The organism is Paenibacillus zeisoli, from assembly GCF_003994465.1.
Taxonomy (GTDB): Bacteria; Bacillota; Bacilli; order Paenibacillales; family Paenibacillaceae; genus Fontibacillus; species Fontibacillus zeisoli.
In genome coordinates, this window is the sequence record NZ_RZNX01000001.1 from 104622 (window position 1) to 129757 (window position 25136).

At 45.6% G+C, this 25136-nt stretch carries 29 protein-coding genes; 17 read left to right on the top strand and 12 right to left on the bottom strand.

Annotated elements, in window-relative coordinates; genetic code table 11:
- Positions 1–36: 36 nt before the first annotated feature.
- Both EJP77_RS00430 and EJP77_RS00435 read left to right on the top strand, forming a co-directional pair.
- Positions 37–1089 (top strand): SPFH domain-containing protein, encoded by a 1053-nt coding sequence (locus EJP77_RS00430; protein ID WP_127197228.1) that lies wholly within the window; start codon positions 37–39, stop codon positions 1087–1089.
- The gene (locus tag EJP77_RS00435; RefSeq protein ID WP_127197229.1) at positions 1086–2090 is read left to right on the top strand and encodes an NAD(+)/NADH kinase; all 1005 of its coding nucleotides are present in this window, start codon (positions 1086–1088) and stop codon (positions 2088–2090) included. The genes EJP77_RS00430 and EJP77_RS00435 overlap by 4 nt, the downstream gene beginning before the upstream one ends.
- 115 nt (positions 2091–2205) lie before the next feature.
- Here the strand turns inward: EJP77_RS00435 and EJP77_RS00440 are convergent, their stop codons facing one another.
- Positions 2206–2463 (bottom strand): WGxxGxxG family protein, encoded by a 258-nt coding sequence (locus EJP77_RS00440; protein ID WP_221885989.1) that lies wholly within the window; start codon positions 2461–2463, stop codon positions 2206–2208.
- Positions 2464–2603: 140 nt separating this feature from the next.
- Here EJP77_RS00440 and EJP77_RS00445 point away from each other — a divergent pair, with 140 nt between their 5' ends.
- Both EJP77_RS00445 and EJP77_RS00450 read left to right on the top strand, forming a co-directional pair.
- The gene (locus EJP77_RS00445) at positions 2604–3491 is read left to right on the top strand and encodes a PhzF family phenazine biosynthesis protein (protein ID WP_185897077.1); all 888 of its coding nucleotides are present in this window, start codon (positions 2604–2606) and stop codon (positions 3489–3491) included.
- Positions 3492–3729: 238 nt separating this feature from the next.
- A complete protein-coding gene (locus EJP77_RS00450; RefSeq protein WP_127197230.1) occupies positions 3730–4584 on the top strand; it encodes a copper amine oxidase N-terminal domain-containing protein in 855 nt (284 codons plus the stop codon).
- A gap of 198 nt (positions 4585–4782) precedes the next feature.
- On the opposite strand, the gene EJP77_RS00455 is transcribed toward EJP77_RS00450, so the two are convergent.
- Positions 4783–5700: a DMT family transporter gene (locus EJP77_RS00455; RefSeq protein ID WP_127197231.1), complete on the bottom strand. Its 918-nt coding sequence runs from the start codon at positions 5698–5700 to the stop codon at positions 4783–4785.
- A 118-nt stretch (positions 5701–5818) separates the two neighbouring features.
- Between EJP77_RS00455 and EJP77_RS00460 the strand changes: the two genes are divergently transcribed.
- Positions 5819–6691 carry a LysR family transcriptional regulator gene (locus EJP77_RS00460; RefSeq protein ID WP_127197232.1) on the top strand — a complete coding sequence of 291 codons (873 nt, stop codon included), beginning with the start codon at positions 5819–5821 and terminating at the stop codon, positions 6689–6691.
- 119 nt (positions 6692–6810) lie between these two features.
- Here EJP77_RS00460 and EJP77_RS00465 read toward each other — a convergent pair whose 3' ends face one another.
- Both EJP77_RS00465 and EJP77_RS00470 read right to left on the bottom strand, forming a co-directional pair.
- On the bottom strand, positions 6811–8313 hold the full coding sequence (locus EJP77_RS00465) for a methyl-accepting chemotaxis protein (protein WP_127197233.1): 1503 nt from the start codon (positions 8311–8313) through the stop codon (positions 6811–6813).
- A 125-nt stretch (positions 8314–8438) separates the two neighbouring features.
- Positions 8439–9629, bottom strand: coding sequence for an MFS transporter (locus tag EJP77_RS00470; protein ID WP_185897079.1), 1191 nt, complete (start codon positions 9627–9629; stop codon positions 8439–8441).
- Between the two features lie 181 nt (positions 9630–9810).
- Here EJP77_RS00470 and EJP77_RS00475 point away from each other — a divergent pair, with 181 nt between their 5' ends.
- Genes EJP77_RS00475 through EJP77_RS00485 form a run of 3 tightly spaced genes read left to right on the top strand, consistent with a single transcriptional unit; the run spans position 9811 to position 12999 of the window.
- On the top strand, positions 9811–11151 hold the full coding sequence (locus EJP77_RS00475) for an ABC transporter substrate-binding protein (protein ID WP_127197235.1): 1341 nt from the start codon (positions 9811–9813) through the stop codon (positions 11149–11151).
- Between the two features lie 28 nt (positions 11152–11179).
- Positions 11180–12109: a carbohydrate ABC transporter permease gene (locus EJP77_RS00480; RefSeq protein WP_127197236.1), complete on the top strand. Its 930-nt coding sequence runs from the start codon at positions 11180–11182 to the stop codon at positions 12107–12109.
- Entirely contained in the window at positions 12109–12999 is an 891-nt protein-coding gene (locus EJP77_RS00485) for a carbohydrate ABC transporter permease (protein ID WP_127197237.1), read from the top strand. Before EJP77_RS00480 ends, EJP77_RS00485 begins: the two co-directional genes overlap by 1 nt.
- Before the next feature lie 115 nt (positions 13000–13114).
- Here EJP77_RS00485 and EJP77_RS00490 read toward each other — a convergent pair whose 3' ends face one another.
- Positions 13115–13474, bottom strand: a complete 360-nt coding sequence (locus tag EJP77_RS00490; RefSeq protein ID WP_127197238.1) for a YmaF family protein — start codon at positions 13472–13474, stop codon at positions 13115–13117.
- A gap of 210 nt (positions 13475–13684) precedes the next feature.
- On the opposite strand from EJP77_RS00490, the gene EJP77_RS00495 reads away from it, so the two are divergent.
- From EJP77_RS00495 to EJP77_RS00520, 6 genes are all read left to right on the top strand, one after another.
- Positions 13685–14236 carry a glutathione peroxidase gene (locus EJP77_RS00495; RefSeq protein ID WP_127197239.1) on the top strand — a complete coding sequence of 184 codons (552 nt, stop codon included), beginning with the start codon at positions 13685–13687 and terminating at the stop codon, positions 14234–14236.
- Between the two features lie 178 nt (positions 14237–14414).
- Entirely contained in the window at positions 14415–15107 is a 693-nt protein-coding gene (locus EJP77_RS00500) for an AzlC family ABC transporter permease (RefSeq protein ID WP_246021582.1), read from the top strand.
- A complete protein-coding gene (locus EJP77_RS00505) occupies positions 15098–15427 on the top strand; it encodes an AzlD domain-containing protein (RefSeq protein ID WP_127197240.1) in 330 nt (109 codons plus the stop codon). Before EJP77_RS00500 ends, EJP77_RS00505 begins: the two co-directional genes overlap by 10 nt.
- A gap of 140 nt (positions 15428–15567) precedes the next feature.
- Complete coding sequence (locus EJP77_RS00510) at positions 15568–16425, top strand: carbon-nitrogen hydrolase family protein (protein WP_127197241.1); 858 nt, start codon at positions 15568–15570, stop codon at positions 16423–16425.
- A gap of 36 nt (positions 16426–16461) precedes the next feature.
- Complete coding sequence (locus EJP77_RS00515; RefSeq protein ID WP_127197242.1) at positions 16462–17154, top strand: GNAT family N-acetyltransferase; 693 nt, start codon at positions 16462–16464, stop codon at positions 17152–17154.
- Between the two features lie 5 nt (positions 17155–17159).
- A complete protein-coding gene (locus tag EJP77_RS00520) occupies positions 17160–17831 on the top strand; it encodes a GNAT family protein (protein WP_127198240.1) in 672 nt (223 codons plus the stop codon).
- A gap of 50 nt (positions 17832–17881) precedes the next feature.
- On the opposite strand, the gene EJP77_RS00525 is transcribed toward EJP77_RS00520, so the two are convergent.
- Positions 17882–18313 carry a MarR family winged helix-turn-helix transcriptional regulator gene (locus tag EJP77_RS00525; protein ID WP_185897081.1) on the bottom strand — a complete coding sequence of 144 codons (432 nt, stop codon included), beginning with the start codon at positions 18311–18313 and terminating at the stop codon, positions 17882–17884.
- A 109-nt stretch (positions 18314–18422) separates the two neighbouring features.
- Entirely contained in the window at positions 18423–19394 is a 972-nt protein-coding gene (locus EJP77_RS00530; protein WP_127197244.1) for a copper amine oxidase N-terminal domain-containing protein, read from the bottom strand.
- 194 nt (positions 19395–19588) lie between these two features.
- Between EJP77_RS00530 and EJP77_RS00535 the strand changes: the two genes are divergently transcribed.
- Together EJP77_RS00535 and EJP77_RS00540 are read left to right on the top strand one after the other, a co-directional pair.
- Positions 19589–20431: a putative periplasmic lipoprotein gene (locus EJP77_RS00535; protein WP_127197245.1), complete on the top strand. Its 843-nt coding sequence runs from the start codon at positions 19589–19591 to the stop codon at positions 20429–20431.
- Positions 20432–20539: 108 nt separating this feature from the next.
- Positions 20540–21220: a hypothetical protein gene (locus EJP77_RS00540; RefSeq protein WP_127197246.1), complete on the top strand. Its 681-nt coding sequence runs from the start codon at positions 20540–20542 to the stop codon at positions 21218–21220.
- A 230-nt stretch (positions 21221–21450) separates the two neighbouring features.
- On the opposite strand, the gene EJP77_RS00545 is transcribed toward EJP77_RS00540, so the two are convergent.
- Both EJP77_RS00545 and clpP read right to left on the bottom strand, forming a co-directional pair.
- Complete coding sequence (locus EJP77_RS00545; protein WP_246021584.1) at positions 21451–21660, bottom strand: hypothetical protein; 210 nt, start codon at positions 21658–21660, stop codon at positions 21451–21453.
- Positions 21661–21672: 12 nt separating this feature from the next.
- Entirely contained in the window at positions 21673–22257 is a 585-nt protein-coding gene (gene clpP / locus EJP77_RS00550; protein ID WP_127197247.1) for an ATP-dependent Clp endopeptidase proteolytic subunit ClpP, read from the bottom strand.
- Positions 22258–22423: 166 nt separating this feature from the next.
- Here clpP and EJP77_RS00555 point away from each other — a divergent pair, with 166 nt between their 5' ends.
- The gene (locus tag EJP77_RS00555; protein ID WP_127197248.1) at positions 22424–22984 is read left to right on the top strand and encodes an NADPH-dependent FMN reductase; all 561 of its coding nucleotides are present in this window, start codon (positions 22424–22426) and stop codon (positions 22982–22984) included.
- A gap of 99 nt (positions 22985–23083) precedes the next feature.
- Here EJP77_RS00555 and EJP77_RS00560 read toward each other — a convergent pair whose 3' ends face one another.
- The 3 genes from EJP77_RS00560 to EJP77_RS00570 all read right to left on the bottom strand — a co-directional run bounded on the left by EJP77_RS00560 (position 23084) and on the right by EJP77_RS00570 (position 25033).
- Complete coding sequence (locus EJP77_RS00560; protein WP_127197249.1) at positions 23084–23215, bottom strand: DUF4023 family protein; 132 nt, start codon at positions 23213–23215, stop codon at positions 23084–23086.
- Between the two features lie 100 nt (positions 23216–23315).
- Entirely contained in the window at positions 23316–24146 is an 831-nt protein-coding gene (locus tag EJP77_RS00565; RefSeq protein ID WP_127197250.1) for a carbohydrate ABC transporter permease, read from the bottom strand.
- Positions 24146–25033 (bottom strand): carbohydrate ABC transporter permease, encoded by an 888-nt coding sequence (locus EJP77_RS00570; RefSeq protein WP_127197251.1) that lies wholly within the window; start codon positions 25031–25033, stop codon positions 24146–24148. Before EJP77_RS00570 ends, EJP77_RS00565 begins: the two co-directional genes overlap by 1 nt.
- Positions 25034–25136: the final 103 nt, after the last annotated feature.

Genomic DNA, 25136 nt, shown 5'->3' on the forward strand with positions numbered 1-25136 from the left:
TGTTACTAAGATTAATGAGAAAGTGAGGTAGTTATCATGTTTGGATTCAAATTTGTGAAGTTTCAACCTAGTGAATATGTGATGAAGGTTCAGGGTGGCAAAATTGTCCGGGAAGGTGTCGGGCTGTCATTTTACTATTATGCTCCCACTACCTCGGTCGTTGTTGTTCCTGTATCCTCGATTGATGTGCCCTTTATGTTTGAAGAGATAACCAATGACTATCAGACTGTAACGGTTCAAGGCCAGCTGACTTACCGGATCATGGACTATAAAAAAATCACGCAGATTCTTAATTACACCTATAATCTGCGCAAGAATAATTACATTTCGGACGATCCGGCCAAGCTGGCCCAGCGGGTGATCAATATTGCCAAAGTGCAGACCAAGAAACACCTGGAGCATATGCCTCTTAAGGAAGCCATCCAAGCAAGTGAGCGACTGGCTCAGAACGTAACACGGGAGATTCGAACACACGAAGAAATTGAGAAGCTGGGTATCGAGCTGATGGGGCTGTCGATCCTCGCCATCCTGCCGAACCGGGAGACGATTCGAGCGCTCGAAGCTCATGCCCGGGAAGAAATACTGCGGAGTGCGGATGAAGCTTTGTATGAACGCAGAAATGCTTCGATCGAGCAGGAACGCAGGGTCAAAGAGAATGAGCTGAATACAGAAATTGCGGTCGAGACGAAGAAGAGACAGATTCGGGAGACTCAGCTGGACGCCGAGCGGTCGATGAAGCAGAAGCAGAACGAAATGAAAGAAGAACAGCTGAAATTTGATACTGAGCTCGAAGAGAAGAAGCAGGAATTGATCGGCCTTACCGTAGCGAACAAGAAAGCTGAAGCGGATGCCAAAGCTTATGAGCTTGCTGTGGTAATGAAGTCGCTTCAAGACGTAGAGCCAAATGTACTTCAGTCGCTTACAAACATGGATATGAAGCCGGATAAGCTGATTGCGATAGCTTTTCAGGAGCTTGCTGAGAATGCCGGTAAAATTGGTCAGCTAAATATTACTCCCGACCTTCTTCAAGGTCTGATGACGGAACCCGGTACCGTTAACCAGGGAGGCAGAGGAGCGGGGACAAGGTGAACAGCCCATTAACGGAACGAAAGATTATTCTAATCAAGCGGAGAACCCGGCTGGAGGAATTGGTCGTCCGCTACAATACCGTTCAGCAGGCAGAATTCTATATCGAGAGATTAGGTGCTGATTTTGGTGAATATGTACAGGAGGATAAAGTCTACCGGGAAGCCCTTAATACAGCGGTTAGCGAACTGACTGCAATCGGCAGGGTCCAGACACTCGAACGGGAGCATGTGCCAAATTTTATTTTCGGCCAGGAGGACATTATCGTAGTGCTGGGTCAGGACGGATTGGTCGCCAATACGCTGAAGTATGCGGCCGGTCAGCCCTTGATCGGTGTGAACCCTGACCCTGGAAGATGGGACGGGGTGCTGCTTCCTTTTACCGTAAAAGATATTAGACTCATTGTTCAGGATGTGATTCACCACCGCAGACAGATTCAGGAAGTGACGCTCGCCAAGGCGCAGTTAAATGATGGGCAATGTCTCTATGGTGTGAACGATCTGTTCGTGGGACGCAGGACACATGTCTCTGCACGTTATCAGCTCAAGATGGGTCAAATGATGGAACAGCAGTCTTCAAGCGGGGTCATTATCTCTACTGGACTTGGTTCGACGGGCTGGTTCAAGAGCGTACTCGCCGGAGCGGCCGGGATTGTAGGGAGTGTCCTTCAGCAGCCGCTTACGCTCTCCCCGGGGGATATTCATAATGCTAACCCCAAATCTACTGAGACTGACAGGCAGGGGGGAAATGGTCCGCAATCACGAGCCATGTGGAATTCTTCTAATCTTTATTTTACAGTAAGAGAACCATTTCCAAGCAGAACTACTACAACCGAGCTAGTCTTTGGTAGAATTGAGCGGCATGAACCTCTGAGAATCATATCTCAGATGCCTGAGGACGGAGTAATCTTCAGTGACGGAATTGAAAGTGACTATTTGGAGTTCAACTCTGGCATTGAAGCGATGATCGGGATTGCGGAGGAGAAAGGGCATTTAGTTGTATAGTTGGTTCACTAGTCTGAGTTGTGACTATGTTGATGACAATATAAGAGGGAACTGCCGTTGTGCAGTTCCCTCTTATTCATGTATTAAGTGAAAGGTGTTTATCTCTCAAAGGTTATTAATGTCTATCTGTAGTAGTGCGTGTTACATGATCATCGCGATCGCGTCGTTTCAGCCCCGCCAATCCGGCTAGACCAAGCAGTCCAAGCAAGCCCCAGTTACCGTGATCGTCATCATTATTGGTCGATTGAGTTTGGGTAGTATTTGCGCTAGTATCAGAAGTTGTACTTGTATCCGATGTTTCAGCAAAGGCAGAAGTTGCCCCCAGACTCGATACGATTAGTACGGTCATGAACATTGTTTTTACTTTAAACATGATGATCAGCTCCTTGATGTTAGTATGATGTCTGTTTAGTATCTAACCTATATCATTTCATCTGAATCAAATAGGATGGTAATTTATTTATATTAAATAGAGATAGGCCAGGTAATTAGAATAGCCTACAAGGAGGACTAATGGAGCCCAAAATGCTTAATTATTCAATAGTTGATGTGTTCTCGGAAGGGAAATATACTGGAAATCCACTCGCAGTTTTCAGAAATGCGGGTAATCTATCTGATGCCGAAATGCAGCAAATAGCAAAGGAAATTAACTATTCCGAAACAACATTTATTGTGTCTGAGTCAATAACGAACAACTACTATGACGTGCGTATTTTTACACCTAAGGAAGAGATTCCTTTTGCTGGTCATCCGGCTTTAGGAACGGCTTATGTTATACAGAGTGAGATTCTGACGGAATCTGTGGAGAAAGTTATCTTGAATTTTAAAGGCGGCCAGATTCCCGTTACCTTCAACCCTCAAGAAGGGGTGCTGTGGATGACCCACAATGAACCCATTTTTGGCCGGATTCTGGATGCCCATCATGTTCTGGATGTACTTAATGTAGCCAAAGAAGACATAGATTCCAGATTTCCTATTCAAGAGGTTTCAACGGGGCTGCCTGATATCATTGTTCCTCTGAAATCGCTGGAAGCTGTCAGGAAAGTGAAACTGAATAGTGCGAAATATTTCGATTTAATTAATCAGACTGAGGCAAAAGCCATTATGGTCTTTGCTCCAGAAACGTATCATTCTGTAAATGACCTGAACGTGCGGGATTTTGCAGAATATTACGGTATTCCCGAAGATCCGGCTACAGGGAGTTCGAATGGTTGTTTAGCTGCTTACCTAGTCAAATACCGTTATTTTGACAACAATAAAATTAACATTCGTGTAGAACAAGGATACGAAATGGAGAGACCTTCTTTATTGTTCTTAAGAGCGAGTGATGATCATGGAATCATCAACGTTTGTGTAGGTGGAAGGGTCGTGAAAGTGGCGCAGGGTGAGTGGTTTGTTTAAGAAAATTGCCGGCCAAATCAGCTAAATAACTTTTCAGGAACTTCTAGCGTTTTAACATTGTATATAGTTCAGGAAATGAGGATTTAAAATGCCTCAGAGGTATTTGCTATTGAAGTGAACTGACTATCCGAGAAGTAAGCTGAATTTAACTGATGGATGTGGTCTTTCCCGCTAATTTGCTGAACCTAAAGCAACAATAAACCGCTATCCGCGGGTTGTGTTAAGGAGTGATTCATAAGTGAAGAAATGGATTTCATTAGTTATTCTCATCTTAACTATTTTCGCTTCACCGTCTGCATATGCTGCAGACCAGACAATCAGGATTGACACTGTTCCTGTCGTGTCTGAAGTGAGGCCCGAAGTGAGGGACAATCGAATCATGGTGCCTTTGCGTGTTATTGGTGAGAGTCTGGGAGCGGAGGTCGAATATTCGAAGTCTCAAGTGACTTTAACTGCAGATGGTATGAGAGTGACTTTGCAGCCGAACAGCGGTACGGCTGTGAAGAATGGGGCAACCGTGAAGCTGGATGTTAAGACGTATGTCAAAAATAATCGCATTTACGTTCCGCTTCGTTTTATTGCGGAGACCTTTGGCTGCAAGGTCAATTACAGCAAGTCCGGTGTAACTGTTGATACCGATCCATTGATTATAGATGGCCGGCAAGTGAAGGTGTTGCAGGAAGAGTATCACATGGCTATGGGAGGCGTCATACAGCATATCCAGGGGAATGCCTATAACAGGGGGATTTACAACATGTTTGTAAATAACCTTGGAGCCAAGGTCGATGCCCCTGCGAATTACTCGTGGAGTCTTAAACTGGATGTACCAGGGTTGTATTATAAAACTGCACAGTATGACTTTTTAGATAACAAAGGGAATAGCTTGAAACAGTTCGATATCTATACTTTACTTCCTGCCTCATTTCGAGGTGAAGATGATACTGTAATGCAATACCCGAAAGTTTTGGTGTATGACGGCTCTGAACACCAATGGTATTTATTTAACGAGCATGCATTGGATTCCATTGATCGCCTGATGAGCTCGGCATTATATAACGGGTTTGTGAAGGTAATTAGTAATACGGCAGCTTAAAATGATAAAGGGCACGCAAAGAGTGCTTTGATATTACATCAAAAAAGGGCACCCGCCGGGGAGCCCTTTTTGTTTAGAGAACTAATCGTTACAGACAATGCGGAGAACTATATATAAGTCTAGGAGCTCCCATCAGAAATATTCTTTTGCAGACTGATTATTTCGGTTAAAGATGGTTAATCGACGTAAGCATGGAAGTCATGAAGAGAGAGTTGTACATTTTCGGTCACCCAATCCATGCCGTTTATTAGGCAATCTTCTAGGTGAATTGCCCCGATTAACCAAATAAATACCAAGACACACCAACACGCATCCAGCCACCGCTTCCCAGGCAATATTCTCTCCCAAGAGCACCCAGCTGCTGAGTACACCGAATATAGGCGCGAGAAATAGAAAAGAGCTTGTTCGGCCGGGCTCTCCTTGATCCAGCAGGTAGAACCAGATGGAAAATTGTACGATGGAGCACATAATAGCAAGCCACAATGCAACTACTACAGAAGTTGCGTTTATATACAAATAGGCATGCTCCGTCAGAAGGCTTAGCAGAAGAAGGATAATTCCTCCGAACAGCATCTGATAAGCGGCAAGAACCGTCATATGGAATTGACCGCCCCAATGTTTGATTAGCAGTGTAGCCACCGCGAAGCAAAGGGCTCCGAGAAGTCCAATCCATGTGCCTGGCTGAAGACCGATATGAAATCCAAAGCTGAAGGCTATTCCGGCGAATCCGAGCAGAACACCCAGCCATTGGAGCGGGCGATATCGCGTGCCTGAAAAAAGCGTTCCAAACAGAACCACGATCAGCGGGCTTGAACTCGTAATGATTGCCGACTCGCCCGATGTAATCCAGTGCATGCTGTAATAGGCGCAACCCATGACTCCAACGGACTGAAACAAGCCAATGACAGCTGCCTTCAACCAACCTGAGAGGTTCTGCGGTTGAGGCAGCCTCCTCATTAGGGTCCAGCCAGCTAGAATCCCTCCGGCCAAGACAAATCTAATTCCCATGAGCAAGAATGGAGCGATATAAGCCATTCCGATTTTCCCTGCAGGAAACGCCACGCCCATCAAAAAAGTTGTAAATAGGATCAGTGCGTAATATTTCTGATTGCTCATTCCAATTCCCTCCTTCTGAATGGTAGTACAGCCATTGTAATTTCTGATTGGTTTCATGTAAAATGATTATAATTGAATCAAGACATCACTTAGGATGATATCAGAAGGGGAGGAGCAGATGGAAAGTACCGATCTTCGTGTGTTTTTAGCTGTTGCCCGGGAGGGCTCAATCACCAAGGCCGCTGCCCGGCTGGGCTATGTGCAGTCGAATGTGACGGCCAGAATCCAGCAGCTCGAGGCTGAATTGCAGACTGTACTTTTTCACCGTCACAACCGGGGGATGAAGACGACTTCGAGTGGAGAGAATCTGCTAAAGTATGCGGAACGAGTCGTCTCGTTGCTGGAAGAAGCTTCCCGGGCAATGACTGTGTCTTCAGAACCGAGTGGTCCACTGAGGCTCGGTTCGCTGCAGACGACCGCGGCAGTTCGGCTGCCGGGACTCTTGGCAGATTACCACAAGAAGTTCCCTGATGTCGCTCTGTCTCTGACCACGGGTTTGTCCCAGGAACTTATTGAGAAGGTACTTCACTACGAGCTGGACGGAGCCTTCGTAGCCCTGCATGACCAAACCTCTGACGTTCATGCGATACCTGTCTTTGAGGAAGAACGGCTAATCGTCTCAGAACACGGCATTCAGACCTTGGATGAGGCTTTGACCAAGCCGATCTTGGTGTTCAGCTCGGGCTGCTCTTATCGTGAACTGTTGGAGGAATGGCTGCGATCGCGTGGAATCTTCGCGTTTAATGTAATGGAGTTTGGCACTCTGGAGGCTATTATTGGTGGGGTCACTGCAGGGCTGGGCATTTCTCTTCTGCCTAAGTCGGTCATCAGCCGCACGGCAGAAGCCAGTCTCGTCCGTATGCACCCGATTCCCGAGAAGTACAGCCACTCGTCAACATTTTTTGTTACCCGAAGAGATAGCTTCATCCCTAGCTCGCTGCAGGAGCTAATAGGCATGCTGACGAAAGACCGGCAGAGAATTGTAGTCTAATCGTCTGTCTGAAATCTACCATGATGCAAAACAGCGGCAGTCCCCGTGGACTAATATTTCAGTCCGGGGGCTGCCGCTGCTTATTTGAGTTGTCCTATTTAATGTCTCTAACCTTACTACTACATTGCTTCCTTCGTCTGAACCAGGTTGTTCATTGCTGTCTCGTTATGCTTGATTCGTTCAAGCACAATGCTGTTCTGATTGACTAAGGATTCAATGGTAGCCGATAGCTCTTCCAGCGTCGCGGAAGTCTGTTGGCTAACCGAAGCCAGATGCTCCGAGGATTCCTCGATCGATCGGGAGGAGGACTGTATGGTCGTAATGGATTTGTCATAATGAGCTGTTCGCTCATTAATCTCTTTGACTGAATTGTTAATCTCAGCAAACACATCCCGGGTCTCCAGCGTCATTGCCAGGCAATCCTTCATCTGATCGGAGATCGTATTCATATTAACTTGGGTCTGACCGGACTGGTCAATAACAGCCAGCAGGTTGCTGGAGATCTCATCCGCAGCACGTGCAGATGAATCGGCCAGCTTGCGGATTTCGGATGCTACGACAGCAAATCCTTGACCGCTCTCACCAGCTCTGGCTGCTTCAATACTTGCATTCAATGACAAAAGATTAGTCTGTGAAGCAATGTCCTGCAGGGTAACAATCAGCTCGGATGAGCCTTTGATCTGGGCAGCGAGGTCATTCACCTGATCGCTTACCGCTTGAATTTGACCGCTGAAATCCTTAATCATAAGGTACATCTCATCTACCGTCGCATCTCCCCGCTCGGAAGAGTCTGCCGCATCCTGAATTCCCGCACGGAGCTGACCTAACGATTGGAACATACCTTCAAGCTGGGAGTTACTGCTCTTCACCGATTCCGAAATCGTTACCAGAACTTCAGATTCGGAGACGACCCCTTTCGTAATTTCATGAAAGGCGTTACTCATTTCACCAAAGGAAATTGCGTTCTCACTGCTTCCCTGGGAGATCAGCTCCATATTCTCAGAGATTGTTCTGACATTCTCCCGAAGCGACTTCTCATGTTCGCCTAGCTGGTTCATCAACGTTTCTGTTCTCATCTGAGTCTCAGCCAGATTTGTAATCATCCGGTTTGCAACCTTCTGGAAAGCAACCAAGATCACGACCACAATTAAATAATAGAACCAGAGTCCAATCATGCTATCTTTGTTAAGTCCAATTGTAACGCCATTCTTGTACATGTTTAACCATAGAATAAATGCTCCGGCGATTGAGCCTGTAATCAGTACCTTGTTGTCCATATAAATTAGCGCTACGGCTAATATGAAGAATCCCTGGAACAGATTCGAGATGCTGGGCATATAAATTGTGGATACTGTGAAAATTGCCATAATACCGCCAATGGCTACATAAGGTATGGCATGTTCCCATTTTCTGCCGAAATGCAGGATACCAATGACCGCCAGTACAACGAGATCCAGAATTGACATTAGAATCTTGATATTCATACTCTGGTGAACGGTAAAATACGTAACTTCTGCAAGTACCACAGTCACGGCCAGCGCTTTAAAGATCAGATCGTTCTTCTTGCGTACATCCTCCTTTCTTATTGTTGATAAGCTGGAACTCTGCTGCTCTCCTGACATTCTCTCAATTCCCCTATCAAATTAATTTATATGTGTCCATAATAGCATAGGACTTTAAGGAAATATACGACATTTTTCGTCCCTGACGGAAGGTCAAAAGATCGATATTTCTCTGATGCAAGCCCCTATTTAACTAGTGGGACCATTTCGATTTGTCCCGGTTTCGGTTGACTTTTCTCATTCATCCGGAAGACGAACCAGGCCGCTGGAACGAGTGCGATTACGCCAAGGAGAACGAAGCAGGTCTGAATGTTGAACAATTGCAGCATCAGCATGCCTGCAAACGGACCGAGGGCACCGCCGACATTCGTAAGCAAGGCCACATCCGAGAAGAAACCGGCCTCGTCCTCATGCTTTCTCGATTCCTCAATGGAGAGCGTCTCCTGGGCGATCCCTGTGAAGCTGCCAATTAGGTCACGTACAATTTGAAGACCCAGCAGCACCGCGTAAGTATGGGAAAGACCGTATAAGCTGACCGTACACATCAGCAGGGCATACCCGGTGAGCAGCGTGTTCCGATATCCGAAACGCTTGATCCAGCGGCGGCCAAGTGGAATGCAAATAGCAGATACGACGCCTGAACAGATGGAGAACAGTGCAATCTGCATATTGCTGAAATGCAGCACATTTACATGGTAGATGACCCATAGGGAGCCTGGAAGAGCGCCGCCCAGTGACATGAAGCCAACCATAATCAGGAACGGACTTAATCTTCGGAGCGGTGGTTTCCATTGAAGCTTAATCTTCTTCGATTCTTTTGGCGCCAGACGGGCCATCAGGTTCATTCCAGTGAACGTGCATACCGCTCCGATGATCATGCAGATGAAATAGTTATATGGAAAAATCGTATCATACCGGTCCAGCAGCGTACTGGCACTGTAGGAGCATACGATGGTCACCAGAATGGCGATGATTCGGATGTTACCGAACAAGGTCGACATGTTCGATTCAGCCACATTGTGCTTGATCAGGGAGTGCTGCTGCACGTTCAGAATCATGACCACGATGCAGTTAATCGACCAGAAGACCAGAATCCAGGCAATCGAATGCGGCAGCAGAACGGCAAATGCGATGCACAGGAAAGCCATTTGCCGCAGAATCCCAGCCGAATAATAGACCTTGAAGTTGCAGGGCAGCAGCCGCGTCACGAACACAACCGAGATCGCAGACATCAGCGGCGGGAGCGAAGTGGACAGTGTGATTTCGAGCGGTGAAGCTCCAAGTCTCGCAATTAGAATGGGAAGGAACATAAAAAACAAAATATTTTTCATATTTTGCAGGACGGCATCAATATAAATCCTGGTTTCGGGCTTCAAAATTTCATCTCCTAGAAGTAATTCGCTGTTTAAAAAGCTTTGCATTGGTTTACATCGGAATTTGCTGCCTGGAAATGAATAAAAGCGGCTCTACAATTATTGGAAAATACATAATCTGATGCAATTCGAGCTTGCTTGGTTAAGTAGTGTATACAGCTGAATACTATCTAGGGGGATATACATGATGAAGTTTGGAAAAAATCGCAAATCTTGGGCTATCATTCTAGCTATTCTTTGTTCTTTCTCAGTTTTAACTGCTTGTTCAGGCGGAACCTCAGGAGGACCTGCGGGCACAGCCTCTACGAACGAGACGAATGGCAAATCGGAAGATGGCAAAGTGGTGCTGAACTACTGGACATGGTGGGGCTCTGAGACACGCAGACCGATTGTTGAGAAGTTGGTCGATGATTTCAATAAGTCACAGGATAAAATCATTGTGAAACACAGCTATTATCCTTTTTCTGATATTTTTACGAAGGAGCTTGCTGCAGTAAGTGCCGGTAATCCGCCAGACATCATGATGAACGATATTAATACGGTTCAGCAGCGTGCCAGCAAAAAGCAGGCAATCAACTTATCCAAATACGTCGAGCAAAGTAAAGTGAAGGACCGGTTCTTCCCGGAACTCTGGAACACGGTACTGTATCAGGGAGAACCGTACGCACTGCCTTTCAATACCGATACCCGAATGATGTTCTATAACAAAGATGATTTCAAGGCAGCAGGTCTTGATCCCGAGAAATTCCCTACAACGTGGGAGGAACTGGACAAGGTTGCCGCCAAGCTGGACAAGAAGGATGGAGACAAGTACACCCATATCGGGTACTCGCCGCAGTTCAACTCGGACTGGAATCTGCTTCAGCTTAATTTCGATCAAGGCCGCAATTTCTTCGATGAGAACGGAAAGCCTGTCGTTAATGCCCCTGCCAAGGCAGAAGCTATGCAGTACATTCTGGATAATGCTAAGCGCCTCGGACAAAGCAATATTGATGCCTTCAAAGCTGACTTTGGCAGCAAGCAGGCCAATCCGTTCATTGCAGGAAAAGTCTCAATCTGGACAGACGTAACGAACTTCTACACGCAGATCCGTGACTATGGTCAGAATCTCAACTTTGGTGTCGCACCACTTCCTGAGAACAAACCGGACTCAGGGCATTACAGTGTTGGTGGCGGCTTCGTTATTGAGATTCCTTACGGATCTAAGCATCCAGATGAAGCCTTTGAATTCCTGAAATATATGACCGATGTTCAGGCGCAGACCTATTGGGCGCAGAAGAACTTTGACAATGTAGCCAACAAGGAAGCTTCTAACAATCCAGAGCTGCAAAAGAATCCGGTGTACAAAGCATCCGTTGATAATTTGGCTGTCACCAAGATGACGCCGAACCCGTTATTTGCGCCAGACTATATCAATTTGATTAATCCTCAGCGGGACGCGATTATGCTTGGAGAGAAATCAGTCCAAGATGGCCTTAACCAGGCACAAGCCGATGTGGAAAAGTTAATTTCGAACAATAAATAAGCTAAGCATATAGAAAGAAGGTAGGATCATGGCCCGAACCGCGGCAAGTTCACAGGGCAGCTCTCTCAGACGCAGGGAAGCTTGGCAGGGTTACGTTTTTGCCAGCCCCTGGATTGTTGGATTTCTGCTATTCACGGCGGGTCCTCTGTTGTTCTCCCTGTACGCAAGCTTCACGAATTACGATATTACATCCAGGATGGACTGGATCGGGATGCAGAACTATGACACGATGTTCAATCACGACCCTCTATTCTGGAAGTCACTGAGAAATACCCTTTATTTCGTAGTGATCAGTGTCCCTCTTCAGACAGCAGGGGGGTTACTGCTTGCTGTGATTCTGAACCGGAAAGTGGCAGGCATTCGCTTGTTCCGTACTGTATTCTACTTGCCCTCAATCTTGTCAGGGGTTGGCGTGTATGTACTGTGGATGATGCTTCTCTCGCCGAGTGCGGGGCTTGTCAATCTTATGCTGAGCTGGGTAGGCATCGACGGCCCGGCCTGGTTAACCGATCCGGCTTGGACCAAGAATGCCGTCATCCTGATGAAGATCTGGGGAGCTGGCGGGATGATGCTGCTGTATTTGGCCAGCCTGCAATCCGTTCCCCAGCAGTTGTATGAAGCGGCTGAGCTGGACGGGGCAGGAAAGTTACGCAAGTTCTGGCATGTTACTCTTCCCATGATTACCCCGGTCATCTTTTTCGAGATCGTGACAGGGATGATTGGAGGGTTCCAAATCTTCCAGGAAGGGTACGTAATGGGATATAATAACGACCCGGGAGCGCCAATGAACTCACTTCTATTTTATAATCTGCATATGTTCCTAAAAGCCTTTAAAGTGTTCGATATGGGCTATGCGATGGCCATGGCGTGGTTCCTGTTCCTAATCGTGCTTGTCCTCACCCTGATTAACCTGACTCTGTCCAAATTCTGGGTTCACTATGAAGGGGGGGAACGCTGATGAGTCTCTTGGCTGCACAGGAGCAAGCTCGCCTGAAGAAGCTGAGTACCCCTCAGAGAAAGGTGAGGAGCAAATGGGGAGCGGTTTTATTATACGCTATAATGATCGCCCTAGGCCTGCTTCTGCTGACTCCACTGTTCTGGATGCTCTCTACATCATTGAAGTCTATGCAGGAGATCATGTCGTATCCGCCAACCCTGTTCCCCAAGGTGATACACTTTGAGAATTACCAGCATGCCTGGGAGAAGGGGAACTTCGGGAGATATACCCTGAATACTCTGTTTCTGGCGGGCGTTGGGGTGTTCTCCCATGTGCTCTCGAATACGTTCGTAGCTTATGGATTCGCCAAGATCAGATTTCCTGGCAAAAAACTGCTCTTCTCGGTAATGCTTGGAACGATGATGATTCCAAGCTTTGTAACCTTGATTCCGCAGTATATTCTATTCTCGAAATTAGCATGGATCAATACGTACTACCCGCTGACTGTGCCAGGGTTCTTCGGTAGTGCCTTCCAGATTTTCTTGATTCGTCAATTCTTCATGACCATCCCGAACGAGTTAATTGAGGCCGGGAAGGTGGATGGCGCAAGCCATTATCGAATCTGGTGGCAGCTCATGCTTCCACTGTCCCTGCCGGTCATTGCCACAGTAGCGATCATGACCTTCCAGGGCGCGTGGAATGATTTTACCGGGCCGCTGATCTATATTAATTCAGAATCTCTCTTCAATCTGCAGATAGGACTTCAATCCTTCAAAGGCACGGAGTCAACTCAGTGGCATTATTTGATGGCCGGTTCGGTTATCGTGCTGCTGCCGGTAGTGCTGCTGTTCTTCTTCTTCCAAAGATACTTTATTGAAGGAATGAACATCACGGCTGGAACTAAGGGCTGAGAAGGGAGAATCACAAAGAACACCGGGGGCTTAAAGCCTGCTCGGTGTTCTTTGTGTTGTATGAAAAGTGGTAGTATGCAAGATTATGCAGTTTCGAACGGATAAAGTTACAATACTAAACAAGAGGTGCATTAATTAATGTTGCGAAATTGAACTGGTGCACATGGCCATCATTTAATGTTGTCTGACCTGTTACAAAATGTATGTGTTTTCCATTTCCGACGGGGATTGCGGGTCCGGTTCTAATTTTTTTAAGATTATGAAAGTGATTGAGGAAATCTGTTTTGGTCAAATCAATTTCATGGACATGACTGTTCCCTGAACGAATCGCTTGACCTGTAACCCCTGCGAATCGATGGTTATGTCGATCGGCACCTGCTTCAGCAAGTTTCGTACTGCCCTCGAATTCATGTACGTGTCTCTGTGTTTGTCTGGAAGATAAAGGTTTCTTTAAAGTTGGTTTTTTCTTCGGCATTCGTGATTGGCCTCCTAATAATGTGGTTACCTCAGAACATCCTATTGAGGTTAACCCGCTAATGTTCTGGGCGGTAGACCCAAAAACATTTTCTAGAGCTTAAGAGGAACAGTAATCTCCTGAACTTCAAAATTTTTACTGGTTTCTTAGATTACAATTAGTTAGTATTTAGCTTAAGGTAAATAACTTTTTGTAAGGGGATAACAAATCATGAGCATCTATGATTATTCAGCTAAGGCAATGAATGGTAAGGAAATCTCTTTGGAGCAGTATAAAGGCAAGACTGTGTTGATTGTGAACACGGCAAGTGAATGCGGATTTACATTCCAGTATGAAGACCTGCAGCGTTTGTATGACCGGTATAAGGAGAAAGACTTTGTGATCCTTGGATTCCCGTCGAACCAGTTCGCAGACCAAGAGCCGGGGACAAATGATCAGATTAATACTTTCTGTACGCTGAATTACGGGGTTTCTTTTCCCATGTTCCAGAAAGTGGATGTAAGGGGAGACAACGCTCATCCGCTATTCAACTTCCTGGCCTCCAGCAAGCCGTTTGAGGGATTCAATCATTCACACCCGGTTGCCAAAATTCTGATGGATGTCATCAATGAGAAACACCCTGAATATATGAGCGGGGACTCCATCAAATGGAATTTCACAAAGTTCCTGATTAACAAGGAGGGTGAAGTCGTGAAACGATTTGAAGCCACAACTGATCCACTCGACATGGAACAGGATATTGAGAGTGTCCTTCAAGCTTGATTTCGCTGATGAAATCTAAATAGACCTCATTAATTAGAATAATCTCCATAAGCCTCTTGCGCTGCAAGGGCTTTTTTTACTGTCTATGTATAAGGCATGTCCTTTCCTGGACCGGATGTTATAATATAATTTCAATTTAATTGTTAGGACAACATGAGAAGAAAGGGCAGGAAGGATCGTGCATAAAGAGGAATTCATCAGAGGGGTTAAAGATTGTGTCCCTACTTTACTCGGGTATTTAAGTATTGGTTTTGCCGCAGGAATTATTGAGAAAACGGCCGGACTCAGCATCATGGAGATTGGTCTGCTTAGTATCCTGGTATATGCGGGGTCCGCCCAGTTTATTTTTGCCGGCATGGTGAGCACAGGAGGCTCGTTAGTCGGAATCATCACAACCGTATTCTTCATTAATCTTCGTCACCTGCTCATGAGTGCCGCATTGTCCCCTTACTTCCGGCAGCTCTCTTCGGTGAAGAACGCCATGATTGGCGTACTGCTAACGGATGAGACGTTCGGGGTAGCTTCAAGTGAGGTCGCAAGATCAGGAAGGCTGAACAACAGCTGGATGCAGGGGCTGAATCTAACGGCTTACTTTAACTGGATTGCAGCGAATCTGGCTGGTGCCTATTTGGGGGTGTGGATCACTGATCCCGAGAAATTCGGACTTGATTTTGCACTTCCAGCCATGTTCATTGGCCTGCTGGTTCTGCAAATCATGCACCGGAAGAAGTACGTTCTCGACGTGGTTGTTGGACTTACTGCAATCCTGGTAGGGGTGGTCTGCGGGTTCTTCATTTCCAAAAGTGTCGGTGTGATTGCAGCAACTATTGTGGCCGCTTCAGTAGGGACGGTGATCGAACGATGGAGGTAAGTTGGGATATATTCCTGCTTATCGCAGGGTGCTCGGTGGTCACTATACTTCCAAGAGTTGTGCCGCTTGTTCTTCTAAGCCGAATTGCACTACCTGAACCGCTGCTGAGATGGCTAAGCCATATTCCGATAGCGGTGATGGCCGCCTTGGTGGGACAAGAGCTCATCCAGATGGATGGGGGCTTCCAATTAAGTGATCATCTGGATCTTGCTGCCGGAATCCTCACGTTCGCCGTTGCGCTCAAGACCCGGAATTTGCTATGGACTGTGGTGATGGGGTGCGTATTTGCGATGGTACTGAGGCTCCTTGTAAATGGCTGAATTCCAATTTGCGGAGTAGGCTGATACAACGTTGACAGTATCCTCTACTACACTAGGTTACTTGAATGTCAGTACTTGTTAAGAATAACGCCGCAAAGCATAATTAGAGTTATCACTATTGCGCTAACAGAGGAGGACACATGAAACTTAGAGTATCCGCGGTTCAATACCATTTGCATACGATTCAATCCTTTGAGGAATTTGCCAAGCAGGCTGAACACTATGTTAAGACTGCCGAAGAGTTTGGCACGGAGTTCCTGTTGTTCCCTGAATTCTTCACTACCCAGCTGTTGTCGATTGGTAATGAGCAGGGAGAGGCCTTGCCTATTCAAGATCTCCCCAGCTTCACGGAGGCTTACCGTAATCTGTTCTCCAAGCTTGCAGCCCAAGCGAACATGCACATTATTGCCGGAACCCATGTAACAGAGCGGAATGGCAAATTATATAATACGGCCCACTTGTTCTACCCTGATGGGCAAATTGCGGAGCAGCCCAAGCTTCATATCACACCTACTGAGGTTCACGAATGGAACATGGCTGCAGGGGATGGGGTGCAGGTATTCGAGACCGAGAAGGGTACTATTGCGATGTTAACCTGTTACGATATAGAATTCCCTGAAATCGTACGTATGGTGAAGGCAAAAGGTGCGGATGTCATCTTCTGCCCGTCCTGCACGGACGATCGGCATGGCTTTCATAGAGTTCGTTACACGAGTCATGCCAGAGCCATTGAGAATCAGGTATATGTGGTCACTACAGGTACAGTCGGATCTCTACCTACCGTTGATTTCATGAGAGGGAATTTCGGACAGGCCGCGATCATTACACCTAATGACGTGCCTTTTCCGCCTCAAGGTATTCTTGTTCAAGGTGAAATTAACGACGATATGATCGTTACTGCGGACCTGGACCTGCAGCTTCTGTATGAGGTTCGCGAACGAGGCTCCGTAACAACCTGGCGTGACCGGCGTACGGATTTGTATCCAGATTGGGAGTAACCTTGCCTCAGCTGTTATAGGAAGGAGGACGATGGATTGTACCTGAAAGAGTTTTTTGTATATGACCAAGGCCGTCCGGTAAAAGCTGTTATTCGCACCTACAAAGAAGAGGACTTTACGAACCTTATTCAGGTTCAGCAGGAGTGCTTTCCACCTCCCTTCCCATCAGAACTCTGGTGGAATGAGGAGCAGCTGCGGAACCATATTACTTTGTTCCCTGAAGGGGCTTTATGTGTGGAGCTGAATGGGGAATTGGCCGGCTCCATGACCGGTCTGATTGTTGACTTCGAAACCCGACATCCCCAGCATACCTGGGAAGACATTACCGATCAGGGTTACATCCGTAATCATAACCCGAAAGGGAACACACTTTATGTCGTGGACATTAGTGTCAGACCCCGGTATCGCAAGCTGAGCCTCGGACAATGGCTCATGTTCTCGATGTATGAGACGGTAGTTCATCTTGGGCTCGAACGGCTGCTTGGCGGTGGACGAATGCCGGGTTTTCATTTGAAGAAGGATGAGTTGACCGCAGAGCAATATGCGGAGGCGGTTATAACAGGAGAGCTTCAAGATCCGGTTATTTCCTTCCTGTTAAGATGCGGCCGTACTCCGGTCCAGGTGGTTCCCGATTATCTGGAAGATGAGCAGTCGCTGAATTATGGATTACTTATGGAGTGGAAGAATCCGTTCCTGATATCAATGAATGGGAAGGAGAATGAAGCATGAGCAAGCTGACATATGAACGCATTACAAGTATTGCAAGTCCGTTGTTTCCCCAAATGCATCAGCTGATGCAGGAGGTATTCCCGGACGAAGAGGTACTGGAATTTGATCTTTGGAAAGAGCCCTTGGAGGACCCGGGAATTCGGGTATTCGTCGCCATTTATAATGGGGAAGTCGTCGGAACTACAGAATATCGTTATTACAAAGACTTTAACGTGGCCATGACGGACTTTACAATTGTAGGCAAGCCCGGCCTTGGAATCGGTAGGTTCTTGTGGAAGAAGAGACAGGAAGACCTAGAACGGTTAAGCCGGGAGAACGGCAAAGAACTGTTTGGCATGTTCGCAGAGATCTACGATCCCTACCGGGTGAAGGAGCATACTTTTGGCGGCGTGAAGACCATGGATCCGTATGTCCGCCGGGAAGTGCTGTCGCATCTGGGATACAAAAAGCTGGATCTCGCTTATGTGCATCCTTCATGGAACAATGATGGGGAGGCAGTCGAAGGCCTGGATCTTGGATTCATGCCGTCGGACGACAATCTGGAGGGAATTCCATCCTCACTCGTTGTTGACTTCCTGATCCGATATTATACGGTACTCCCGAATAAGCCACAGGCTTGGGTTGACATGATCAACGGGTTAAAAGATAAAGATACGGTTAGCCTACTCCCCTTGTGATAAAGCTAACCTGAACCATAAAGAAGGCTCCTGTACATGACAGGAGCCTCTTATTGTTTCACTGGATCACCAACAAGCTTTCTGTACAAGCTCGTTAATTGCTGTAGTTCCTCATCGGACAGCATATCGAAAAAGCTGGAAAACTGGGTGTTACCATGCTGGCGTGCCTCTGCGACGATAGTTCGCCCTGCTTCGGTAATTTCAAGCTGGACGGATCTGCGATCCTCTTCGCCCCTAGTTCGATGGATAAGTCCCGCTTTCACCAGTGTGTCCGCAAGACCGGTCACTCCTCCGGTTGTTATCTTCAGGCTTGCGGCTAGTCTGGACGGATTCTGAGGACCTTCCTCATTGAGCAGGTTCAGAATGAGTTCATGATTTCTTGATAATCCATTCGTATTTCGCTTGTTCCATTCCTTCTGCCACATTTGATAATGGCTTTCGTACAGCCGGGATAAATTCTTCAGAAGCTCTGTCCGGTCCACTTCCATCCCCCTCTGTAGTGATATCTGTTACATAATATCACTAAGATATTTAGGACTCAAGGATAGAAGAGGCGAAATGAACAATGAAGTGAATATTAGTGTTCCTTGTTTACTCTAAGTAATCAATTGGTGGAAATCCCCCAATTGAGGACGATTTATAACTTCTCAGCATTTTACTAAAGATTAATGGCTTTCCACTTGTCTGTTGATACCCCCAATTTTGCCCTAGTATTTTCTGCAACTGTAGATCTACACCGTTGTCAATATTAAACGCTGTTTTTATTTTATTTTTACTATCTGTTAGTTCACCAATCCAAACGATATTAAATTTGTTGTCTTTAATTTCAAGATGTACGATTAAATCATAAAGAGGTCCAGTGCCTTTCCACTTATCTGAATACGTCTCTACATCCCCACTCAAACCACGATTTATGATGCGAACTGCAAGTTTTGTTGAATCACTGCTATCAAAAAAAAGATTATAAATGTAGTAGTTCTCAGCAGGTTCTTTAATAGTATTGTGTAAAGTAAGCAATTTCCTCCAATCGTAGAACCGCTCACCTACAAGTTGATCAACTTTCTCACGACTTTCACCTGATTTAATTAAGTCATTAAGCGACTTTGCTTGTATGTTAATAAATTCTTCAGTCAAAATCTCTACGTGTTTCTTCTCTTCAAACCATCTGACTTTAGCATTAAAAGCTTGGGAAATAAATCTTAACGGAACCCAGGTTCTTCCGTTTTTGAGAAGTGGAGGATTACTTAATTCGAGTTTAGTGTTATTTTTATATGCAATGTTTTTGTCAATAGCTAAGACCAATGCATTTGATCCATCGTTTACTTTAATCTCCTTAGTCTGAGGGTTCCAATCCAAAATTAGATTTAGTGCACTTAAAGATCGTAATGGTACAAATACGGAATCCTTAATAACAAGTGATGAATCATTAGGATTGACCTTGTTGACCTCTTGTAGCTGTCCATTCACTGAAATGGATATCTTTCCACTTCCATAGGCAATGGAACTGAAAAACACTGAAAAAATGAGAACCATGAGCATAGATAAAAACTTTACTTTTATCATCCAAGTTAATCTCCTTTTTTCTTTTTATGACGCACTTTACCAAAATTTGTTGTGCTGTTCTTAACTTTATTACTAAAATGTCAATAAATAAGCATCTATTTTCCATATTATGGTATGTAGTGGATGAAACATTAAATTTATTAAAGGGGTGGAATTGATAATTCGGGATTTAAAACAATGAGGAGGAGCATAACGTGAAGAAAATCACTATTCTAGGATTGGTTTTGATTTTACTCTCATTTTCACTTGTGGGTTGTGGAAGTAATGCAGATCAAGCCGTAAAAGTACCATCTTCAGTACAGACTCAAAAACAAGAGGAAAATCAAAAATTAAAGGAAAGTTCAATTTCAACGGTTCATGTAGATAAAGATAGTGAGAAGCCTAATTATTTCACTTCTAGAGCAGAGGCTAAAATAACCTCCACGAAGAATCATCTAACATGGAACATGGATACTATAACTCTTACCGCCAAGAAATCATCAACAACAATTACTTCTATAAAAGTAAACACTGGAGCGAGCCAATACGACTTAAGTATACCTAGAGAAATAAAGATTCAACCCACTGACCTCACCTCGATCGCCTTATCGCCAAGCGAGAAATTTATAGCCATAAACGTATTTATTCAGAACGTCGGAAACCTATTAATGGTCGTCAATCTAGATAACGGTAAAAGCATTACATTAAATAATTTAACTCATGTTTCTTACGAAACTATTCATGCTTATAACTGGTCTCCAATAGATGATCAACTTGCCTTTTCATATGGGGATACAAGTTACAGTAAATTAGCTATATATGACTTCAATAATCAAGAATTGAAAAACCTACCCGAAATAAAACACCTGGTCTCCACTATGTATATCATGTGGAATAAGGACGGCACAGATTTTGACTTTATCAGTGAGTCGCCCCCCGATGAGTTCAAGCTATATAGGTATGAAGGGATTACGAATACCGCAGAAAAAATATCTCCAATTTCTAGACAGGAATTCCCCAAATATAAGAAATTCACTCCAAACTACTTTAGATTTTAATTTTCGAATAGCAATGGGTTTACAAACTCATAAAATAATTTCTCATACCAAAAGGGAACTTTTTCAATCATTAATTGTTTATACTTTTATATAATGAAGAGGTGAATTATGATGAAATCTCTATCAAAAGTTGTGCTGTGTACTGCACTCGGGGCGATGGTTGTTGTTGGTTCCGTATATGCAGAATCCAAATTAAATTTGCTTATCAATGGCCAAGGTGTTGTGACGAGCAGTCTAGATCTTCAAGTTAAGGATGGCAAAGTACTTGTTCCGATCGATCGTCTTGCTGAAGCATTTAAAGGCAAAGCGATCTACGATGCTGATAAGAATGAAGTTCAAGTGACGTTGCCGGAATCCGCTCAACAAGCGATTCAGATTGAACGGTTGGAAGGAGCGATGGTTCCCTCAACAGCAAAAGAAGCCTTAAAGGTTTGGGTCAAAGGTATTCAGACACGCAATGGAGCGTTACAATTCGCTGTATTCTCACCTGAACTACGCACCAAAACCAAGAAGGAATTCGAAGATCATTACTGGACAACTGGTGGCTCCAGCCCACACCTATCTGCGATAGAAAGTCTAAAAACAAAGTCACTGAATAAAACGACAATAGAGTTCTCATTCATTTATAGCCTTATCGCTTCTAATTGGAAAGGCAAGGGTTTTGCGGTTGTCACCGTTGAGAAAATTACATCTAAAGGCTATGAAGGCTGGTTTATTAAGAATATTAAAATGAAAGACCCGAGCGATACAGGTACCACGATCGGTGTCGAACCGTTAAAAAATAAATGATCCCACTAAATGATATAACGGACTAAAATCTCTCAGAGCCTTGACAGGGGACAGCCCCCCCCCCCCCGGGTGTGAGATAGGGATCGAGTTCTGAGCGAAAGGGATCGGTAATTTCCGCGAGTTACCTTTTTAGTAGTTTCTATTAATAATTTTACTGTTATCTTTCCACTGTTATCCAGGCAGCCTAGGCATTGCCGAGGCTGCCTGGATTATTCAAGTTGGCTACGAGGCTATTGCGAGAATCCAACTCGAGGCCGCTGCCGTTCTTTTGTATTCACGGCCACTGACTTGATCGAAGAGATGGGGATGTATAGAATCTGGAACTCATCGCTGTATTTAATACCCTGATCGTCAACCTCCTCAATTACCCCGCTTGTGACACTGGAACCATCAATGAAATGAATCGTGACTTCCTTCCCTACCAGGCTTTTGAACATCATTTGAATACCTCCTTATATCGAAGTGATGACTCTGTCAATAATGCCGTATTCGGCAGCTTCCTCGGCCGACATGAAATAGTCGCGGTCCATGTCCCGCTCCACCTTCTCCAGGGGCTGCCCGGTTCTGTCAGCGGTAATCTGAATCACTTTCTGGCGAATTTGAAGAATTCGCTTGGCACTAATCGCAATATCACTGGCCTGACCCTGGGCACCCCCGTGGGGCTGGTGGATCATAATTTCGCTGTTCGGCAGAGCGAACCTTTTGCCCTTGGTTCCGGCAAGCAGCAGCAGCGACCCGAAAGAGGCCGCAAAACCGGTACAGATCGTATGGATATCCGGCTTGATATACTGCATCGTATCATAGATGCCAAATCCAGCTGTAGTAGAACCACCCGGACTGTTAATATACATGAAAATATCTTTGTCCGGATCCTCTGCGGACAGGAACAGCAGCTGGGCCGTAATACTATTGGCAAGCTGATCATCAATGGCTGATCCCACGAATACGATGCGGTCCTTAAGCAGTCTTGAATATATATCGTAAGTCCGCTCACCCCGGCTCGTCTGTTCAACTACATAGGGAACATATTGGCTCATAGTCGTCGTACCTCCATTTTAAGTGAAATTGGTGTTACATCTACTTAACGAATAAGGAATAATGAAGGATACGTGAAGAAGAGATGAAGTTATACGAAGTCGGAATTTTAGCAGGCAGCTCTGTGCTAGAATAAGCAGGAAGGAAAAAGAGGGAGGAGAGGTTCGGATGAGTCATCACACGTATCAAATCCTTATGATTTCGGGAAGCTTGAAGCAGGGATCTATCAATACAGCCGTTCTAAAAGGACTATCCTTGCTGCCCGGTAAGGAGATGAATATGGAGTTCAGGTACTACAATGGTCTGAGCGAACTGCCTCATTTCAATCCTGAACTTGACACAGAGCATGCCTTCGAGGCGGTTGAACATTTCAGGGAACAGCTGCGCACTGCGGATGCTGTGATTATATGTACGCCGGAATATGCGGCCGGGGTTCCGGGGACTTTGAAGAATGCACTGGACTGGATCGTATCTTCCGGTGAATTGATGAACAAGCCGGTTGCCGCCATCAGTGCCTCGCCTTCCATGCAGGGCGGAGCCAAGGCGCTGGATTCACTTGTCCTCACATTAGGCATGATTGAAGCCAGGTTGTTCGACGGAGGGATCGTTCGTATTCCTATGGCAAATAGGAATAAGCTTGGTCCCGATGGGGAAGTTACCGATTCAGAGTTAAGATTAACTCTGCTGGGGACTCTAAACGCGCTGCGTTCTGAATTAGGCAGAGAGTAGGGCTAAGCCCAACTTGGTCGGTCATAAGGCTCAATAAGAAAAGGGATGCCCTGGCCGTTGGTACGGCGCGGGGAACATCCCTTTTTGCTCAACTAACTGCTATTTGTTCGTGCTGTGCTGCTTATTCGGAAGCTGAGAGCCGGGATTTCCTTTGGCCCGGTGTTTGTTCTTCTCGGCCTTCTTCTGAGTGTCGTGCACTTTCTCTACAAATTCATGCAGATCCTCGGTCATGCTGAATTCCTCCTTTAATTAGGGTTCCTTGTTACTATAACCAAAGTAGGAAATTTGATGATGAGGACTACAGTTTGGAAAATAACACCCTGATTAACCGTTAGCCTTTCACTGCCCCGGCGACGACCCCTTTTACAATGTACTTCTGCAAAAGGATAAATACGATTATCGATGGGAGCACAGCCATAACCATCGCTGTCATGGCATACTGCCAATCTGAGGTATACTGCCCAACGAAGGTATAGGCAGCAAGTGTAAGTGTCTTCGTCGCCGGAGAGCCGTTAACCATAAGCAGAGGCAGGAGGAAGTCATTCCAGATCCACATCACATCAATAATGATGATGGTCGTGGTAACTGATTTCAGCAGCGGGAAGATAACTGAGAAGAACAGCCTAAAGCCGGAAGCTCCATCAATCTTAGCGCTTTCGTCAATTTCTCTGGGAATTCCTTTGATGAAGCCATGATAGATAAAGACGGCAAGGGGGGCGCCAAAGCCCCAGTACAGCAGTCCAAGTCCCCAAGTGCTTTCGGAAAGCTTCATATCTTTGGCCAGCTGCAGAACGGTAAGCATGATGGATTGAAAAGGAATCAGCATCGGCATAATACATAGCAGGTAGATTACGGCGCTGTACCTTGTCTTGGTCCGTCCCAGCTTGTATGCAGCAATAGAGGAGACGAGGATGATTCCAGCTAGACCTACAACGGTAATGATCGTATTATTCAGGAATAGTCTTGGATAGTTAATGAAATTCCATACATACGAATAGTTGGCGAACGACAGCTTGTGCGGAAGAGCGATGACGTCGGTCATCACCTCCTGAAAGCTTTTGAACGAGTTAAGGACCGTCAAGATTAATGGAAGAATAAACAGCAGTGACAAGAGAATCATCACAATCTCGAGCAGGATGCGTACGGCTTGATTCCGCTTCATCAGGCTTCAACCTCCCTGCGTTTGAAAATAGTTAACTGCACAATGGTGACAAGCAGTACAGCTACGAATAAAATGAGTGCCTTTGCTGTTCCGTAACCGTACAGGTTGTTCTGGAACGTATCGCGGTAAATATCATAAGCTACGCTGTACGTAGTTCCGCCCGGTCCTCCGCCGGTCAGGGACAGAATCACATCGAACACTTTAATGGAGTTCGTAAGCGCCATAAATACCGAAATGGTAATGGACGGAGCCAGAAGCGGAAGGGTAATGCTGAAGAATCTCCGAAAGGGCCCCGCACCATCCATCACCGCAGCTTCTTTCATATCATCAGGTACAGCCTGAAGCCCGGCAATGTAGATGACCATATAGAATCCGATGGACTGCCAAATGGATACCCCAAGAATGGAGATAAAAGCAAGCCCCGGCTCACCAAGCCAGCTCAGGTGAAAGATTCCAAGGCCTGTGCTGCTCCCCAATGATTCAAAGCCCTGCATGAATATAAACTTCCAAATAAAACCTACAATGACAAGACTCAGAATGTACGGAATGAAGAACGCAGCCCGGAGCCATGTAGTTGAACGAAGCTTCATGTCCAGTACCAGAGCCAGCAGAATCGCCAGCACGTTTACAAGTACGATATACAGCACGGCATACTTGATCGTGAACCAGGCTGAGGAGCTAAAGTTCGCGTCATGTAGGAAAATTTGCTTGAAGTTGTCCAGTCCAATGAACTTCGGATGTTTGGAAATCCCGTTCCATTTCGTGAATGAGTACCTTATGGTCAAGGCAAACGGAATATAGAATGCAATGAACACACAGATCAGTACGGGAAAAGTGAACAATCCAAACTCTAGTTTTTCCACCCATTTTCTTCCTAATCTTCTCATAGAGCACCTCTTTTTTGGTCTGCGCTGTCCATGATCCGGCTTCCATAAATATCCGAATAGGGTCGGCGCTATGTCGTGACCGGTCTGTACAACCGGGTGGATC